This is a genomic window from Paenibacillus sp. YAF4_2 (assembly GCF_052113225.1).
Lineage (GTDB): Bacteria > Bacillota > Bacilli > Paenibacillales > Paenibacillaceae > Pristimantibacillus.
In genome coordinates this window covers 18,139-35,420 of sequence record NZ_JBFRCT010000002.1, presented here as the reverse complement: position 1 = coordinate 35,420, position 17,282 = coordinate 18,139, and the positions used below count along the sequence as shown (strand labels likewise).

Here is a 17,282-nt window from a genome sequence, read left to right as displayed (position 1 = left end):
CTTTAAGCCGGCAAGGCCGCTAGCTTAGCAAGCAGCAGCTCATGGCTCTGCTCAATTTCCTCCGGCGTACATACTGCCTTGAGCTCATATACCTTAACAGGAGCCGCTGCAATAATCGGAAGAAAACGGTCGAAGTATTCCATATCACCACTATGCACATAAGGGCACCAGTGATCCGAAAGGCCAACTGTCTCATGAATATGAACACCAACCACATTATCTTTGATCGCTTCCATATCCCGCGCATTATCGTACAGTCCCATTCGTTCCATCATCATGCCATGGCCAAAATCGTACCATAGCCCAACCCTTGCGCCCTGCAGCCGGTCAAATATCGACTTCGCTTCGCGCAATGTCGGCATCTGGTAGCAGCGCGAACGGGTTTCAATGCCAATCGATACATCCCAGCCCTTAGCATCAATGCGTTCACAGACTTCCTCAAGACTGTCTCCGATCCGGCGCAAGTAATGGCGTGCAGCAGATTCCCTGCGCTCGATCATTTCACTCCATAGCTTTGTATAAGCAGCAGATTCAAGACCTTGCTCGTTATATATCTTCTTCAGTGCATTATCGATGTTATAGTCGAATGGCACCTCACCCGGATGAACAACAACTGCTTTCGCCCCGTACCGGTTCGCATACTCCGCAGATCGAATTAGCAGCTCGATGGAGCGCTGGCGCTTCTCCTCATCATCGAAGCCCAGCAAGACAGAATCGGTTCCGTAATCGGGATCCGCAACATGCGGGAATGTATTATGAACGCTCGATACGCCAATTTCTCCGTGTTCTATCATTGGCTCTATCGTCGCCAGAAGCTCATTTGACACATTATAATTCAGTTCGACGAAGCGGAAGCCAAGCTCCCGGATCTCTTCAATCATTCCTCTGCCTGTTTGATGCCGCTTAATATTCCAGCAGGTTGAGAACGAATATTGCCCTTTGTTCTTCCCCATTACTTAAGCCCTCCAGATTTATAGCGGCGAACTGCCGCGTCTTTGCTACCCTTTAACCGCTCCAAGCATAACGCCGCTGACGAAATACCGCTGCAGCCAAGGGTAGACGATTAGAATTGGTACTGTTGCAAAGATAACGCTCGCTGCTTTCAAGCTCTCAGGCTGCAGCATTTGTCCTCCGCTTGCACCTTCCGCCTGCATCAGTTCGCTGACCATGTTGTTGTTAACCAGCTGATACAGCTTCAGTTGAAGCGGATACATCTCCGGACTCGTAATATACATCAGCGTATCGGTAAAGCCGTTCCAGCGGCCTACCGCATAGAACAGACTAAGCGTAGCGATAACTGGCATCGACAGCGGTATGATAATGCTGACCAGAGTACGGAAATAAGAGCTTCCGTCGATCTCAGCTGATTCCTCGAGCGAGTCGGGAATACCTTGAAAGAACGTAATTAAGATAATCAGATAGAATGGACTGATTAGTCCAGGCAGCACAAGTGCCCAAATCGAATCCAGCAAGTGCAAATTGCGCACCAGCATATATTCCGGAATAATCCCTCCGCTGAAGAACATCGTGATCACAATAATAAACATCACGACCTTACGGCCCTTTAATTTGGTTTTTGAAAGTGGATAAGCTGCCGCAATGGACATCAGCATACAAAATACAGTGAACAATACCGTCAGCATGACGGTGAAACCAAGCGAACGGATCATCGAGCTGTCAGTGAATACCTGCTTGTAAGCACCCCAGTTGATTTCCACCGGCAGAATACTAACCTCGCCGGACATAATGGCACGTGCCGAGCTTAAGGAAATCGCTATTATATGAATAAACGGAGCCAGACATAGCAGCACGAATAGAAGTATCAAGATCGTATTGATGACATCAAATGACCGGCTGGCTTGTTGATCTCTCATGTCTTACCGCTCCTTTCTCGTTTTCGATCGCATCATTCTAAATAATACTTTGGTCCGCCAATTTCTTGGAGGTATAGTTCGCTCCAAGCACGAAGACAAGTCCAACAACAGCCTGGAATAAGCCGACAACTGTAGCAATCGTATATTGCCCGGATTCTATGCCAATACGGTATACAAAGGTGCTAAGCACATCCGCATAATCCCGAACGGCTGTGTTGCCGATAATGTAGGGACGTTCAAAGCCAATCGCAATCATGTGGCCCAGGTTGATAATAAGGAGAGTTACGATTGTTGGCTTCAGCGATGGAAGTGTAATACTGAAAATTTTTCTGAGCCGGCCTGCGCCATCCACATCTGCTGCTTCAAACAGTTCTCTATTAATGCCTGTAAGAGCCGCCAAATAAATGATCGTTCCCCATCCGGCACTTTGCCAGACCCCAACAACCAGATAAGTGATCAACCAGTCCTTCTTATCCGTCAGAAACGGAATCGCATCGAGGCCAAAGGACGTTAGAATATTGTTAATCATGCCGGACTGTGTGCCAAATACCTGATACACGATCCCGCCGATAATAACCCAGGAAATAAAATGCGGAATGTACAAAATCGTTTGCGACAGCTTTTTGAACCATACTATCTTCAGCTCATAGAGCATAATGGCCAGAAACAGTGGAGCCGGGAACGATACAATTAAATCCAAAAAGTTAAGCATCAATGTATTACGTAATACTTTGAAAAAGTCCGGCATCGCGAACACTTCTTTAAATCCGTCGAACCCGATCCATTCACTGCCGTTAATCCCTTGAAAGAAGTTGAAATCTTTAAATGCAATTAGGATGCCGTACATCGGACCGTATTTGAAAATAATAAAGTAACTGACCGGAAAAATAAGTAGGGCATACAGCTGCCAATATCTGCGTAAATACGCGGTTCCTTTCAATACCATCCACCCCTGTCCGCTTACGGTGATGCCAAGAGACGAGAACCAAAAGGTAAGCTCATCGTCTCCAAGCTGCTTAATTTGGAATTACCCTTATTTCTTCATCGCCTCATAAGCTTTTGTACGTTCATCCAAAATGGCTTGACCGCCGTTTGCCATATAATCTTTTATCGCTGCTTCATACGTGCTTTCGAATTGGTCTGGCTTAGCCATCGCTGTTTTAACGATGATTTCTTTGTACTTATCTTGAAGAGCTGTACCGTATTTGGCTTGTGCTTCAATCGGGCGGTCGAACAAGACTGGCTTGATTGTGTCGGTTCTTGAAATGGACAATGCTTTACGTGTTTCCTCTTGGTTAGCCTCAGGCATGCCAACGACATAAGCCTCGACGTTTTTGTCTGCATCGCCAAGCTGCTTGCCGTTCGAAATAATAGCCATATCGCCAAAGTTATAGATGCGGTTTTTAATCTCATCTGTTGCATCTGTCTTCATGATCGGAACACCGTTCTCCAGCGTATAGTTCTCGCCTTCAACACCGTTCTGCATGTCAAACAGGTTGCCTTCCGAAGCCATCCAATCGAGGTACTTAATCGCCTCAACAGCATGACCGCTGCTCTTAGGAACCATCAGGAACAGGCCGATTGGCGCATATTCCGGTTTTGGATGCTTGCCTTCCGCATTGGAATAGACATCAACCGCAGAGATTTTAGCGCCTGGAATATTCTTTTGGAGCGTAGAGTACAAGCCGTCCGCATAGAACGGATTCATATCATCTTCACTAAAGAATCCGACCAGACCTTTAGCTGCATCTTCATTCAGCTTCTTCTTGTCTTCATCAAGACTGAAATCAGCACTCATCAGCCCGTCGTTATACAGCTTGTTCATGAACTGCAAAGCTTCCTTGAAGCCTGGCAGCAATGTCGGATAGTCATTCGAACCAAGCTGCTGCGTTAGTGTATAACGTTGCTCTTCTGTCAGCGGCTGAATGAAAGACCAGATAAGCGGATCATATTGGGCTGGAGCAAGCGCCATACCAAGTGGAATCACTTTGCCGCCGGTTTGACCCGGGTCTTTTTCCTTAAATGCTTTCAACGTTGTGTACAATTCATCTGTTGTTGTTGGCACAGGCAAACTCAGTTTATCAAGCCAGTCCTGACGGATGAACGAGGAGTATTTACCTAAGTGGGAGCGTTTAGCCGGAAGAGCAAACTGCTTGCCTTCAAATTGGCCGTATGCAAGTGTTTCATCGCCCAAAAACTTTTTCAGGTTAGGACCGTATTGATCAAGCAGCTCGCCAAGATCCGTCAGACCGCCTTGTTGTGCGTAACGATAGAAGGTTCCCGTATCATACGTAAATACAATATCCGGAACATCGCTGCCGCTGGCCATCAGAACATTCAGCTTTTGAACCTCTTCTGAACGAGGGACCGGTACGAATTGTACATTGATGTTGTTTGGCGTACCGAATTTGTCCTGTACGAATGTCGTTAAATAGTTCTTTGTAATCGTAGAGCCTGCAGGAGAATTACCCCGGTCGAACACTTCAACTTTAAGTGAAGATGCTTTGCCGGAAGCCTTGTCGCCTCCAGTTGATTCGTTTGCTTTCTCATTGCCATTGTTGCTGCTGCATGCGCTGATCAGCATCGTGCTTACGAGTGTAGCTGTTAATAGAGTGCTGGCTGTTTTTCTTCCTCTTTTCGTTTGTTCCATTTGAACCCAACCCCTCTTTATTAAGGTTTGCTTCCTGCACCCGGTGTTGTTATTGAACACGCTTACAAGCTTTACTGTTGGTCCGTGTTTGGGAAGTGGCCTCAGTATGACACGACCTGCAATATCGTGACAATAAACCAGTTTCGGCTGAGCAAACCGTTCCTCCAATCCGTTGCCCTATAAGGCTTTTGAAGCTTAGAATAAATCATTTTCCCGATATAAACCGTATAGCAAAAAGCACGTAATAAAGCCTTTTCCCGCGATAAACCATACGATTAACTGTGAAAAAGAACGAAAGCGGCGGTCCGAATGAAATACCTTATCCGGGCCACCGCTGTCATCATACATAGATCATTATTGTCATCATTCTGTAGTAGCTTCATCACGATTGCCCTGTGCGCCCAATGTCAAAGTGGAAGGGCGCATCTTTAGCTTGCGGAATTCACCTGGTGTTACACCGGTCAACCGTTTGAACACCCGTCCGAATGTTATTGAGTTAGCATAACCAACCTGAAGGGCAATATTTTGTACCGTCTCTTCTGTCTCAACGAGTAGACGCTCAGCTTGCTGCATCCGAAGCTGCACAAGAAAATCGACAAACTTCATATCGTACTCCAGCTTGAACAGATGGCTGGCATATTTGCCGGATATTTCGAACCGGTCACTCAAATGCTTAAGAGACAGATCCGGATCGGCGAAGTTCTCTTGAATATAAGCTCTTATCTCGGTAATCATCGTTTTATAGCCTTTAGCCTGGCTCATCGCTACATACGTATCGTAGACTTGAACGAGGTAATCAGACAACAGCTCTTTCATCTCTGGAAGTGCTGATGTTCCTCTCAGGTTTACAAGCAATTCAGAAATTCGGGTACCATCCAGACATTCATTCAAAGAGTCCGACAGCTCCTTCAGCTCCCGGCTGAGCATCTGCAGGAAGAGCTGGATAAACGATAAAATATCTTCATCCTTCATTACATCTGTTTCAAAATGCTTAAATAGCTGCTCAAACGTATCCCGCCAGCTTTCATTCGTTAAGCGGAATTCCTGTACACAATTCGTACACTGCTGCATGTAATTGAACATTCCGCGCGGCTGATCCTGCGGAATATCTCCACTATAGGTAATCGCATGATGCCCGATGGCGAATTGATACTCCATTCCGTTTAACGCGTCACGGTAGGAACGTCCGATTCCACCCCAGTCATTCACAATGGAGCCGATACCAATCGAAAGGTTGAAGCGCAAATGCTCCCCTACCCATTCCCGTGCAACCAACGCCGTTTTACGAAGCTGGTCCTGAACTTGGGGCCCGGTGTCGTCAGTAGCAAACACAAAAGTGATCCGATCCGATGCGGACCATTCTCCCCATCCCTGCAAGCCTTCACTATTCGCTAGCTCCTGCATCACATTACCCAGCGCGAATTTTAATACATTCTGCTCATGAAGCGTATTGTCCGCCTGAAAATCATCGTACCGGTTCAGTCTGACGACCATAACCGCATATTGTCCCACATTTGGCAGCAGATTCAGCCTCCGCAGCCGTTCCATCATTTTATCGCCGCGCTGCCCGCTAATGAGCTCATTAAATAGCTGCCTGCGCCCAAGCACAATACTTTCTTGCTGTTCCTTCTCATGATCAAGGGACTGAACAATTAAATTCTCAAGTGCTCGATCGATCATCGTCAGATCGTCCATCTTGACCACTGATCCGTCGCTCCCCCTGAGTTGCAGCGCTTGAATTCGGTTCATCATCAGCCTGATTGGTTTATAATTTCGCCGCGTAACCCAAATAATATAAACAATGGCGACAACGAAGGTCAGAACCGCGATAATAACCCATACATACGATACAACCGATACCCAGCTCCGCAAATGACCAGCTTGAAGACCACTTTCAAACGTCCAGCCCAGCGACCCTGAGGTGAGCGTTGTCAGCACTTTTCCACTAGGAGCAGTGCCATCTCCCGGATAAATCGGCTGCTTGGCAGCATCGATGATCCTCATGAACGAAACCTGATGATTCGTCATACTTCCAATCAGTTGCTCCACATTATACAAATTGATGTTGACGACCAGTATGCCGTCTTTACCAAATGGAAGCGGCGTCTGCTTGTACATAGAAATAACCCGTACCGGCTTCAGCCCGTCATATTCCCGGAACTCCCGGCTTGCCGACCATCCCTGGTAGTCACGGTTATGATTAGCCTCTTGAATAAATTCACGGTCACCAAACTCCGATAAATCGGTCTGGCCACTAGAAGTAAGCACGGAATTGTCCGACTGCCTGTACAAATAAATGGATTCGACCAGGTCATTATCCTCAATCATCGACCGCAGACTATGAACGACATTATATTTAATCGTTGTAGACTCAGATGTACCATTCAAATATGCCGCATAGCTCTTGTTCGCCTCGGCTTCCTTCAGTACATTAAACTCTACTTCACGGATAGACCGTTCCACACTGTTTACGACATATCCGGTCGTAATTTTATCTGCCTTCGCCGTCTCTGAACGGGATATTTCATTAACGGCAATGAACGATAAGAAAATGATCATCGATACGGTCAACACCAATATCGGAAAATAAGAAACGAGCAGCCTTAAATACCAATTGTTAAGCTTTAGCATGTTCAACCTCCTGCCAAACCTGACTCTATATGAAAGCGTTATCACAATGATTAGCATAAATGAGTTAAGCGGTTTACTTGTGCCTATATTGTAGCATGCCTCCTCATGATTCGAAACACTTTAGGCGGCAAAAGTTTTAAGATCATTGTTGAATTTATCGAGGTTGTCTTATGTATCCAACGGAAGCGCATGATGATATGAACTTTGTTATGTATACTTAAAGTGAAAGAATTAAGCAGGTATGCAGCTAAAGGAGATCTGAAGGATGAAGGTTGACCATATAACAATTCCGCCGGGCTTCTGGGCGGGCTTAAACCAATTAGAAATAGCGCCTCAAGATATAGCTCGCCAAGCACAGTTACCTCTTACCATGATTACGGAAGCACACGAGGTCACTGTAGATCAATATTTCAGAATCTGGCAAGCATACTCCGATCTTATTGGTGATACAGCAATCGGAATGATTAAGCTTGCTGCTGCCTTCGAAACTTCACAATATCCGCCTACTGTATTAGCGACCTACCATGCCCGTAACTATCGCGACGCACTGAATCGGATGGCAAGGTACAAACAAATGTGCCCTCCGGAAAGTCTGCGAATAACGGATGAGGGACACTATTGTACGATTGATCTGGAGTGGGTCTGCAGTGAACAGTCAGTACCGCCAGTGCTTATTGGAACAACGCTGGCCTTTCTGCTGGAGTTGGGGCGACGGGGCACGGGACAGCCTTTAACAGCACGTTCCGTAGAGTTTTCACAATCGATGGGAGACGTAAAAGCGCTTGAAGCTTACTTCGGATGTCCTGTTCGGATTAATGCATCCTCTAACCGTATTACACTGTACCAAAAAGATCTGGACTGCTCCTTTATCTCGTATAACAAGGAATTGCTGGAGATCCTCACCCCTGTACTGGACCAATCATTGGATGATCAGCGCAGTCGTTCATTAGCTGATAAGGTCAAGTGGATTATGAAACGCAGCCTGTCCGGCGGGCGATTTGATGTTCAGGCTGTAGCGAGCGAATTACGTATGAGCGATCGCACCTTGCAGCGTCGTCTAACGGAAGAAGGAACAAGCTACAAGCAGCTTTTGACACAGGCTCGGCATGAACAGGCTCGAAAATATTTGGCAGACTCTTCGCTTGAAATCAAAGAGGTAGCCTTCTTGATTGGATATGAGGATCAAAACTCGTTCTACCGAGCTTTCCGTCTATGGGAAGGCGATACGCCTTCGAATTGGCGTTCCAAATATCTAGCGGAAATCTTAATTCCAATCATTTGGCGGGATTAACAAGAACATTGGCGCTGCATGCTAGTTACCAGACGGTCTATCCCAAGTATCCTTATCTCTAACAAATGCAAAGGAGATAGACATCATGGATATGGGATTAAAGAACAAAACGGCTTTAATAACCGGATCGACTAAAGGAATTGGTAAAGCAATTGCCATAGAACTTGCCAGAGAAGGCGTTAATGTGTTGATTAATGGACGAAATAGGGAAGAAGTAGAACAAACCGTAGCAGAAATAAAAGCGGAGTTTCCGGATACCTCTCCTCAGCATGCTGCAGCCGACCTTATAGATTTACAGCAAAGGGAGGCTTTATTCGCGAAATTTCCAAAAGTAGATATTCTGATTAATAATGTAGGCATTTATGAAATCATGCCATATGAAATTATAGATGATGAGGTGTGGGAGAAATACTTCCGAACGAATGTCCTTGCGGCAAACGGATTATGTAAATTTTATTTACCGAAAATGTTGGAGAACAATTATGGCAGGCTCCTCTTTATTGCAAGTGAAGARGCTATTATGCCTTCCGGACAGATGCCTCAATACGCCATGACCAAATCCATGCTGTTATCCTTAGCAAAGAGTTTATCTAAGCTAACAGCAGGAACGGAAGTCACTTCTAATACAATCATGCCTGGACCAACTCTCTCAGAAAAGGTATACCAGATTATTGAGCGTTTATATCCCGATGATATGGTCTTTTCGGAGAAAGAGAAACACTTTATTGCCGCTAATTTACCTCAATCCGAGATTCAACGGTTTATCAAGCCATTTGAAATTGGCCGGCTGGCTGCGTTTGTATGCAGTCCTTATGCCTCTGCCTTTAAGGGCTCTCCGATTCGGATGGACGGCGGCATGGTGCCGACCATTTTTTAGTTTCACAAATAAACATGTCATATTTATTTATATGACATGTTTATTTGTGTTTTCTGAAAATGACCAACGATTGGTGTGGCATTAACCTCTAACTCTTTTAAATGATCAGAGCCTCCGTGAAGATTAGATGAAAAATTATTTCTAGCATTGCTTTCAGTTGTATATAGATTTATAAAGAGGATAAGAGCAAATTTATTTGCTACTTCAATAAACCCTATAGGAGATGATTGAATGGATTCTACAGTTTCTACTAACGCAGGGAAATGTCCGGTCATGCATGGCAGCGCTACTAGCCACAAATCTAGTGGTACTTCAAATAGAGACTGGTGGCCTAACCAGTTGAACCTGAATATACTCCATCAGCATGACAGAAAATCGAATCCTATGGGCGAAGATTTTAATTATGCTGAACAATTCCAAAAGCTGGACTACCAAGCTTTAAAACAAGATCTCGTTGCATTAATGACAGATAGCCAGGAATGGTGGCCTGCTGACTTTGGTCATTACGGTCCATTCTTTATCCGCATGGCTTGGCACTCTGCAGGTACATATCGCACAGGTGACGGCCGCGGCGGTGCCGGAAGCGGCACGCAGCGTTTTGCCCCGCTCAACAGTTGGCCAGACAATGGTAACCTGGATAAAGCACGCCGGCTTCTTTGGCCGATTAAGCAAAAGTATGGCAATAAAATCTCTTGGGCTGACTTGATGATTCTAACCGGTAATGTCGCTATTGAATCGATGGGCGGCAAAACATTTGGCTTCGGTGGCGGACGTGTTGACGTCTGGCATCCTGAAGAAGACATCTATTGGGGTAATGAGAAGGAATGGCTCGGAGATAAGCGTTACACCGGCGATCGGGAGCTGGAGAATCCGCTTGCTGCCGTACAAATGGGTCTTATCTATGTAAACCCGGAAGGCCCTAACGGTAATCCAGATCCGGCTGGAAGCGCACGTGATATTCGCGAAACGTTCGCCCGTATGGGCATGAACGATGAAGAAACCGTTGCACTCGTTGCCGGTGGCCACACTTTCGGCAAGGCGCATGGCGCAGGTGATGCTGCTCTGGTTGGTCCAGATCCTGAAGCTGCTCCTATCGAAGCACAAGGCCTCGGCTGGCTGAGCACACATGGCTCTGGCAAAGGACGCGACGCCATCACGAGTGGTGTTGAAGGTGCGTGGACAGCTAATCCAACGCAATGGGATAACGGCTTCTTCGATCTGTTGTTCGGCTATGAGTGGGAGCTGACGAAGAGCCCAGCAGGTGCACATATCTGGGCTGCGATCGATCAAGCTCCAGAGCATCTTGCACCAGATGCAGAAGATGCATCCGTTCGTGTTAAAACGATGATGACCACGGCCGATATGGCCTTGCGAGTAGATCCAGCATACGAGAAAATCTCCCGCCGTTATCATGAGAATCCGGAAGAGTTCGCGGATGCGTTCGCTCGTGCATGGTTCAAGCTGACACATCGAGACATGGGTCCTCGTGCAAGATATTTGGGTCCTGAAGTTCCGGCAGAAGAGCTGATCTGGCAAGATGTAATTCCAGCTGTCGATTATACGTTAACAGATGAAGAGGCAGCTGAATTAAAGGAGAAAATCCTTGATTCGGGTCTTACAATCAGCGAGTTGGTTACAACAGCTTGGGCTTCGGCCAGCACCTTCCGTGGCTCGGATAAACGCGGCGGCGCTAATGGTGCCCGTATCGCTCTTGCTCCGCAGAGAGATTGGGAAGTGAATCAGCCGCAGCAGCTTACCAAAGTGCTTACAATTCTTGAGGGCATTCAAGAGGAACTGGATAAGAAAGTAAGCCTTGCCGACCTGATCGTTCTTGGCGGCAGCGCAGCAGTTGAGAAAGCTGCACAAGAAGCAGGCTTTAATGTTACCGTACCTTTCACTGCTGGCCGCGGCGATGCTACGCAAGAGCAGACCGATTTGGAAAGCTTTGCAGTGCTCGAGCCTGCTGCTGACGGCTTCCGCAACTATCAGAAGAAGCAGTATAGTGTAAGCGCTGAAGAGCTTCTGGTAGACAAGGCTCAACTGCTTGGCCTAACTGCTCCGGAAATGACTGCCCTTGTTGGTGGCTTGCGTGTTCTGGGTGCTAACCATGGCGGCACCAAACATGGCGTATTCACGGATCGTATAGGCACACTGACGAACGACTTCTTTGTCAACCTGCTGGATATGAATATTGCATGGGAGCCAAGAGAAGGCGGCATATACTACGGACGTAACCGTACAACAGGCCAAGTCGACTGCACAGCAACACGAGTTGACCTCGTATTTGGCTCCAACTCCGTTCTGCGTGCAGTTGCCGAAGTGTATGCACAAGACGATAACCAAGAGAAGTTTGTGCGCGACTTTGTCGCTGCATGGGTGAAAGTAATGAATGCAGATCGTTATGATCTGGTGCTGAACTAATCCTATTTTCTAAATAAAAAGCTAGTGCCACATAAAAAGGCAGCCTCTTACGTCTCATCGACGCATAGGCTGCCTTTCTTCTTCATTAGTTATCCTTTTAAATCGATACTGCCGCCCAGGTGGGGCTGCACGCTTTGTGCCATCATTTGCACCAGCTGCTGTGACTGCTGTGCTGAGTGATCCTGTGCCATCTTAAGCACGCTGATACCAACATCAGTCTTAAGCTTGCTCTGCGACATGGCAACAGATAAAGCCGGAATGTCCATGATCTTCCTCCCACATCAGAAAATAATAGCCTTCCTCTGTTGTATCGGATCATGGATGGTCATTCGTTAAACTTTAGCTCCAGCCTCCTCGAGACCCTTAACAGGAACAGGAAGACCTAAATTCCCCCGAAGCGTGCTGCTCTCGTATTCCGTGCGGAATAAGCCTCGCCGCTGCAGCTCGGGAACGACGAGCTCGATAATATCCTCGAATCCACCCGGGAAGTAAGGCGACATTATATTGAAGCCATCGGCGCCATCGTTCAGGAACCACTCTTCCAGTTGGTCAGCAATCTGCGATGGTGTTCCGACGATTTCACGGTGTCCACGCGCGCCGGCAATCCGTTCATATACGGCGCGAATCGTTGTTAAATTCTCACGTTCTGCAATTTCGCGGATAATATTATAGCGTATGCGCGGATTCGTCTTATCCTCAATTGTCCCGAATTCAGGCAGCGGCCCATCCACATCGTATCCGGACAAGTCGGTATTGGTAAAAGCAGATAGATAAGCCAAGCCGACCTCCGGCAGTATGTAGCTGTTCAGCTCCTTCTGCTTCGCCAGCGCCTCCTCTTCCGTCTTCGCAACCGTAATAAAGACGCCTGGCATGATTTTTAACTCCTCCTTATCACGACCATATTTAGCTAAACGCCCTTTTACATCCCGATAGAAGGCTTGAGCATCCTCCAATGTCTGCCAAGCCGTAAATATGACCTCCGCCGTCTTCGCAGCAAGCTCTTTCCCCGCTTCCGAGGATCCTGCCTGCACGATAACCGGATTGCCATGAGGATTTGATGGCGAATCCAGTGTGCCCGTTACTTTGAACCATTTTCCTTCATGAGTGACAGGATGCACCTTATCTACATCGAGAAAACGTCCATTCTCCTTGTCGATAACAAGCGCATCCGGTTCAATAGACTGCCATAGCTTTTGTACCAATTCAACGAATTCTTCTGCACGTTCATAACGGCTGGCATGCTCCAGATGCTTCTCTTTGCCAAATAAAACGGACTCTTTATCATTCGCGGAAGTCACCACATTCCAGGCTGCACGGCCGTTCGAGAGATGATTAATGGAACCAAATTTACGTGCGACATGGAAGGGTTCGTTATAGGTCGTCGTCAAAGTAGCGACTAACCCGATTTTTTCCGTCACAGCCGCAAGTGCAGAGATGATAACAACCGGATCCAGCTTGAGTGCAGAACTCGAATGCTGATTAAGATTTGAACCAAATCCGTCTGCAAAAAAAATCGTATCAAACTTGGCACGTTCCGCCGTCTTGGCGATCTCCGCTAAATAAGCTAGATCAAAGGTACGGTCTGCACCTGAGGCAGTATGCCTCCAGCTTGCCACATGATGGCCAGGCAGCATAACAAAAGCTCCAAGTTTCATTTGTCTCAACGTCATCTTCACCACTCCATATCTTCTTTTTATATTGGATTATTTTTTGGCATAAGAATTAAATTCGTTTGTGTAGAAGTCCTCTGCTTTCACTTGCCCTTTCTTCAGATCGCCATTAGCGACCAGCCAGTCAATCCAAACCTGATATTCATCAGGAGTAATGACACCACCAGCTTGAGCGATCCCTGTACTTTTCCAATATTTCAGATTATCAGTTGGTTCGTTGGCGTCTCGATTCTTAATAATGGTCTCAAATCGCTTGATGACTTCTTCACGCGGGGTCGTACGAGCCCACTCAATGGCCTTGGCCACACCATCAACAAATTGCTTGACAGTGTCAGGATTGTTCTTGATGTACTCCTCCCTGAAGAAGTAATCACCAGCCGTAAACTCGGAGTTGAAGACATCAATGTCCTTAAAGAGTTCGACGATACCGCCCTTATCGAGAGCTCGGTCTCTTGCAATGCCGCTTAATAAAACAACATCGATCTGCTTACTGCGAAGAATTTGTTCCGCATTGGCAGATGGGATCGTTACCAGTGTCACTTGTTCGATTTCCTTCTCCGTTAAGCCGCCTTTGCGCAAATAGTCCTTCGTCACAAATTCCAGATGTGCGCCAAGCGTGTTTACGCCTACTTTTTTGCCGATAAAATCCTTGGGTGATTTGATCGTGCTTCCTTCAAGCACATAGGCGCCGATATACGTGTTCTTATCGCTGCCATATGAGCCAATAACCGATTTGATTTTGACGTTTTGCGAAATGGATTTAATAATTGCTCCGTTAAACGCCGATCCAAAATCAATTTGTTTAGTCGCTGTTAATTGAATACTTTCTGGACCGCCGGTGCTGCTTCCGATCGATTCCAGCTTTAAGTCCCCGAGATATCCCAAATCCTTCGCCAATTCCGGGAACGATACACTTCCAGGTGCACCATTGTACTGGAGTACCTTGTCTTCTTCACCCGACTTTGCCTTGTTGGAAGAGCAGCCTGCAAGTATCACACTAATAAGCCCCAAAGTAACCAACAGTACATGTACGTATTTATAACGTCTCTTCATAAGACAACCCCCTTATATAAATCTTCCTATTATTGATGAGTCTGCTGCTTCTGCTTTTTGTCCGGATTAACAGGAATAGACAATGGCTCGATTATCCGTTCACCTGCTGCTTCCATCTGGAAAATTTACGCTCTATAAAACTTAACCCTTGATTGATTAATAATCCAAGTAAGGCGATCGTAAGGATGCCAGCAAACATTTCAGGGATCTGGAAGTTATATTGAGAATAAGTAATCAGGTAACCTAGACCTTCCTTCGCGCCTACCATCTCAGCGGCAATCAAGACAAGAATCGCTCCAGTTCCCGCCATCCGAATTCCGGTAAAGATAGTCGGTACCGATGCTGGCAGAATAACCTTGAGAAACAGCTTAAACGATGAAATGTTCATAGACCTGGCCGATTTGATCAACAAAGGATCAACATTCCCTACAGCTGCGATGGTATTCAGTAGGATTGGCCATGTGCAGGCGAAGAGGACAATAGCAATCTTGGACGTCTCTCCGATTCCCAGTACTAACATGAACACAGGCAGCAAGGCTAAGGCCGCAGTATTGCGGAACAATTCAAGCACTGGGTTCAGCAGTTCTCTTGCGAGAGGATACCAGCCAATAGCGAGACCTAGTGGGATCGCAATAAGAAGAGCTAAGGAAAAGCCACTTAAGGAACGAATCATACTCGCTGCAAAGTGATGAAATAATTCCCCGGATAAAATCAAATCCCACAACGCCCGAATAACATCAGAAAACGGGGGAAAGAAAGCTGGATCAACGATGCCGGTGCTTGGCGCAATCTCCCATAGCAAGGCTAATAAGACAAGTACAATGGACTGTTTGAGCAGCTTTCGAAAGTTAAAGGACCAGCCAATTCGAATACTTCTACTTTGCAAAGTAGCAGGAACTGCTTTAATGTTCTCCATTCAACGATCTCCTCTCCTTAATCAATTAGATATAAGCGCCTTGATACTCCAGTTCGTGAAGCAAGCTCCATACTTCATGTCGCGCCTTCACAAATTCCGGATGTGAGCGGATATCCGCATCATCCAGCCGGTGCTTCAACGGAATGTCTACAATCTTCTTCACTGTACCTGGCCCCGGAGTCAGTACCACGACGCGTTCACCCAAGTACACTGCCTCATCGATTCCATGGGTGATGAAAATAATCGTTTTCTTCGTTTTCTGCCAAATTCGTAATAGTTCACTTTGCAAGGTTTCACGAGTCTGTGCATCCAGCGCAGCAAAAGGTTCATCCATTAATAGTACATCCGGGTTAAAAGCAAGACTGCGAGCAATAGCTACACGCTGCTTCATTCCGCCAGACAACTCATGTGGATATCGGTTGGCAAACGCACTCAGCCCAACTAATGCAAGAAAATGCTCAGCTAATTCCTTACGCTCATGCTTAGGGACTCCCTTTGCTTCTAATCCAAACTCAATATTGCCACGTGCCGTCTTCCAAGGGAATAAAGCATATTGCTGAAAAACAATCCCTCGATCAAGACCTGGACCGGTAATTTCTCTACCGTCCATGTAAATACGTCCACTCGTTGGACGGGCTAAACCACTGATCAAGTCAAGCAGGGTCGATTTGCCGCAGCCGCTTGGACCAACTAATGTGATGAACTCACCTTCCTTAACGGTAAAGCTTAAATCTTTTACTGCTGTAAATTGCTGTGTCGCCCCTTTTTGTTTCGGATCGCGCACGATGAAGCTTTTCGCTACACTCTCAAACCTGATTTTTTCACTCGCAGGCATTTCTCTCACCCTTTCTCTATTGGCCCATCAGAAAACAAAAAAGCGCAGATGGCCTCAACAAATGTTGGCCTTCTGCGCTTCCAGTTACCCCGGTCAGCGGTATGATGTTTAATACCAAGTAAATTCATGTGATTAATATAGCATGGAATTCCCAAATGTCAACATAGTCCATTTAGTCCAATTTTTGAATCAATTTATCCGTCTCTCCTCGTAATAGAGCGATCTCATGCTTATAGGGCGGATTAACATATTTTTTTGGTCCAATTGATGGGGTTTCAAGATGCTTTGGAATGGCCGTTAGCTGCGGATGGTGAACCACATATCGAAGAGCATCAAGTCCAATATACCCATAACCGATATTCTCATGCCGGTCTTTGCGGGAACCTTGGATGTTTTTTGAGTCATTCACATGAATGGCCTTCAACCGGTCGAGGCCAATCATTCGATCGAATTCATCAAGCACTCCATCGAAATCATCCTTCACATTATAGCCTGCATCATGAATATGGCAGGTATCCAGACAGATTGATAAACGCTCATTATGAGTAACCCGGTCTATAATCGCGGCAAGCTCCTGAAAGGAAGTTCCGCATTCACTTCCCTTACCAGCCATCGTCTCCAGAGATACCTGAACATCCCTTTTATCCGTTAACACTTCGTTTAATCCATCTGCTATCCGGGCGATGCCTGCTTCCACACCTGCCCCCACATGAGAACCAGGGTGTAGAACGATTTGTGTGGATCCGAGTGCTTCCGTTCTTACGATCTCGGATTGGAGAAACGTAATTCCATGCTCAAAAACCTGTAAAGATCTTGTGTTTCCCAAATTAATAATAAAGGGAGCATGAACGACAATATTTGATATACCATGCTCTTTCATATGAGCCTGTCCCGCTTCTATATTAAGCGCCTCTATAGGCTTACGCCGTGTATTGTGCGGAGCACCTGAGTAGATCAGGAAAGTTGAAGCACCATATGATGCCGCCTCTTCACTGGCTTGAAGAAGCATCTTCTTCCCTGTCATCGAAACATGAGATCCTATGAGTAAAGACAGCTCAAGCACT

14 protein-coding genes are annotated in these 17,282 nt (G+C 46.4%); 3 read left to right on the top strand and 11 right to left on the bottom strand.

Annotated features, from left to right (window positions below):
* Window positions 1-2: 2 nt before the first annotated feature.
* From AB4Y93_RS04240 to AB4Y93_RS04220, 5 genes are all read right to left on the bottom strand, one after another.
* Complete coding sequence (locus AB4Y93_RS04240; RefSeq protein ID WP_441889311.1) at window positions 3-953, bottom strand: sugar phosphate isomerase/epimerase family protein; 951 nt, start codon at window positions 951-953, stop codon at window positions 3-5.
* A 45-nt stretch (window positions 954-998) separates the two neighbouring features.
* Entirely contained in the window at window positions 999-1,874 is an 876-nt protein-coding gene (locus AB4Y93_RS04235) for a carbohydrate ABC transporter permease (RefSeq protein WP_441889309.1), read from the bottom strand.
* A gap of 37 nt (window positions 1,875-1,911) precedes the next feature.
* The gene (locus AB4Y93_RS04230) at window positions 1,912-2,814 is read right to left on the bottom strand and encodes an ABC transporter permease (RefSeq protein WP_441889307.1); all 903 of its coding nucleotides are present in this window, start codon (window positions 2,812-2,814) and stop codon (window positions 1,912-1,914) included.
* 93 nt (window positions 2,815-2,907) lie between these two features.
* Complete coding sequence (locus AB4Y93_RS04225; protein WP_441889305.1) at window positions 2,908-4,524, bottom strand: extracellular solute-binding protein; 1,617 nt, start codon at window positions 4,522-4,524, stop codon at window positions 2,908-2,910.
* A 363-nt stretch (window positions 4,525-4,887) separates the two neighbouring features.
* Window positions 4,888-7,155, bottom strand: coding sequence for a helix-turn-helix domain-containing protein (locus AB4Y93_RS04220; RefSeq protein WP_441889303.1), 2,268 nt, complete (start codon window positions 7,153-7,155; stop codon window positions 4,888-4,890).
* Window positions 7,156-7,420: 265 nt separating this feature from the next.
* On the opposite strand from AB4Y93_RS04220, the gene AB4Y93_RS04215 reads away from it, so the two are divergent.
* The 3 genes from AB4Y93_RS04215 to katG all read left to right on the top strand — a co-directional run bounded on the left by AB4Y93_RS04215 (window position 7,421) and on the right by katG (window position 11,744).
* Entirely contained in the window at window positions 7,421-8,446 is a 1,026-nt protein-coding gene (locus AB4Y93_RS04215) for a helix-turn-helix domain-containing protein (RefSeq protein ID WP_441889301.1), read from the top strand.
* 85 nt (window positions 8,447-8,531) lie between these two features.
* A complete protein-coding gene (locus AB4Y93_RS04210; RefSeq protein WP_441889299.1) occupies window positions 8,532-9,323 on the top strand; it encodes an SDR family NAD(P)-dependent oxidoreductase in 792 nt (263 codons plus the stop codon).
* Window positions 9,324-9,554: 231 nt separating this feature from the next.
* Entirely contained in the window at window positions 9,555-11,744 is a 2,190-nt protein-coding gene (gene katG / locus AB4Y93_RS04205; RefSeq protein WP_441889296.1) for a catalase/peroxidase HPI, read from the top strand.
* Between the two features lie 89 nt (window positions 11,745-11,833).
* Here the strand turns inward: katG and AB4Y93_RS04200 are convergent, their stop codons facing one another.
* From AB4Y93_RS04200 to AB4Y93_RS04175, 6 genes are all read right to left on the bottom strand, one after another.
* Window positions 11,834-12,010: a YjfB family protein gene (locus tag AB4Y93_RS04200; RefSeq protein WP_441889294.1), complete on the bottom strand. Its 177-nt coding sequence runs from the start codon at window positions 12,008-12,010 to the stop codon at window positions 11,834-11,836.
* 66 nt (window positions 12,011-12,076) lie between these two features.
* Window positions 12,077-13,414, bottom strand: a complete 1,338-nt coding sequence (locus tag AB4Y93_RS04195) for an LLM class flavin-dependent oxidoreductase (RefSeq protein WP_441889292.1) — start codon at window positions 13,412-13,414, stop codon at window positions 12,077-12,079.
* Window positions 13,415-13,447: 33 nt separating this feature from the next.
* Entirely contained in the window at window positions 13,448-14,467 is a 1,020-nt protein-coding gene (locus AB4Y93_RS04190) for an ABC transporter substrate-binding protein (protein ID WP_441889290.1), read from the bottom strand.
* A gap of 91 nt (window positions 14,468-14,558) precedes the next feature.
* The gene (locus AB4Y93_RS04185; RefSeq protein WP_441889288.1) at window positions 14,559-15,383 is read right to left on the bottom strand and encodes an ABC transporter permease; all 825 of its coding nucleotides are present in this window, start codon (window positions 15,381-15,383) and stop codon (window positions 14,559-14,561) included.
* A gap of 25 nt (window positions 15,384-15,408) precedes the next feature.
* Complete coding sequence (locus AB4Y93_RS04180) at window positions 15,409-16,218, bottom strand: ABC transporter ATP-binding protein (protein WP_441889286.1); 810 nt, start codon at window positions 16,216-16,218, stop codon at window positions 15,409-15,411.
* 172 nt (window positions 16,219-16,390) lie between these two features.
* On the bottom strand, window positions 16,391-17,272 hold the full coding sequence (locus tag AB4Y93_RS04175; RefSeq protein ID WP_441890493.1) for a deoxyribonuclease IV: 882 nt from the start codon (window positions 17,270-17,272) through the stop codon (window positions 16,391-16,393).
* Window positions 17,273-17,282 lie beyond the last annotated feature (10 nt).

Coding starts and splice junctions, on each gene's coding strand:
- AB4Y93_RS04180 (WP_441889286.1), bottom strand. CDS start 16,218: ATGCCTGCGAGTGAAAAAATCAGGTTTGAGAGTGTAGCGAAAAGCTTC.
- AB4Y93_RS04220 (WP_441889303.1), bottom strand. CDS start 7,155: ATGCTAAAGCTTAACAATTGGTATTTAAGGCTGCTCGTTTCTTATTTT.
- AB4Y93_RS04185 (WP_441889288.1), bottom strand. CDS start 15,383: ATGGAGAACATTAAAGCAGTTCCTGCTACTTTGCAAAGTAGAAGTATT.
- katG (WP_441889296.1), top strand. CDS start 9,555: ATGGATTCTACAGTTTCTACTAACGCAGGGAAATGTCCGGTCATGCAT.
- AB4Y93_RS04200 (WP_441889294.1), bottom strand. CDS start 12,010: ATGGACATTCCGGCTTTATCTGTTGCCATGTCGCAGAGCAAGCTTAAG.
- AB4Y93_RS04235 (WP_441889309.1), bottom strand. CDS start 1,874: ATGAGAGATCAACAAGCCAGCCGGTCATTTGATGTCATCAATACGATC.
- AB4Y93_RS04225 (WP_441889305.1), bottom strand. CDS start 4,524: ATGGAACAAACGAAAAGAGGAAGAAAAACAGCCAGCACTCTATTAACA.
- AB4Y93_RS04190 (WP_441889290.1), bottom strand. CDS start 14,467: ATGAAGAGACGTTATAAATACGTACATGTACTGTTGGTTACTTTGGGG.
- AB4Y93_RS04215 (WP_441889301.1), top strand. CDS start 7,421: ATGAAGGTTGACCATATAACAATTCCGCCGGGCTTCTGGGCGGGCTTA.
- AB4Y93_RS04195 (WP_441889292.1), bottom strand. CDS start 13,414: ATGACGTTGAGACAAATGAAACTTGGAGCTTTTGTTATGCTGCCTGGC.
- AB4Y93_RS04240 (WP_441889311.1), bottom strand. CDS start 953: ATGGGGAAGAACAAAGGGCAATATTCGTTCTCAACCTGCTGGAATATT.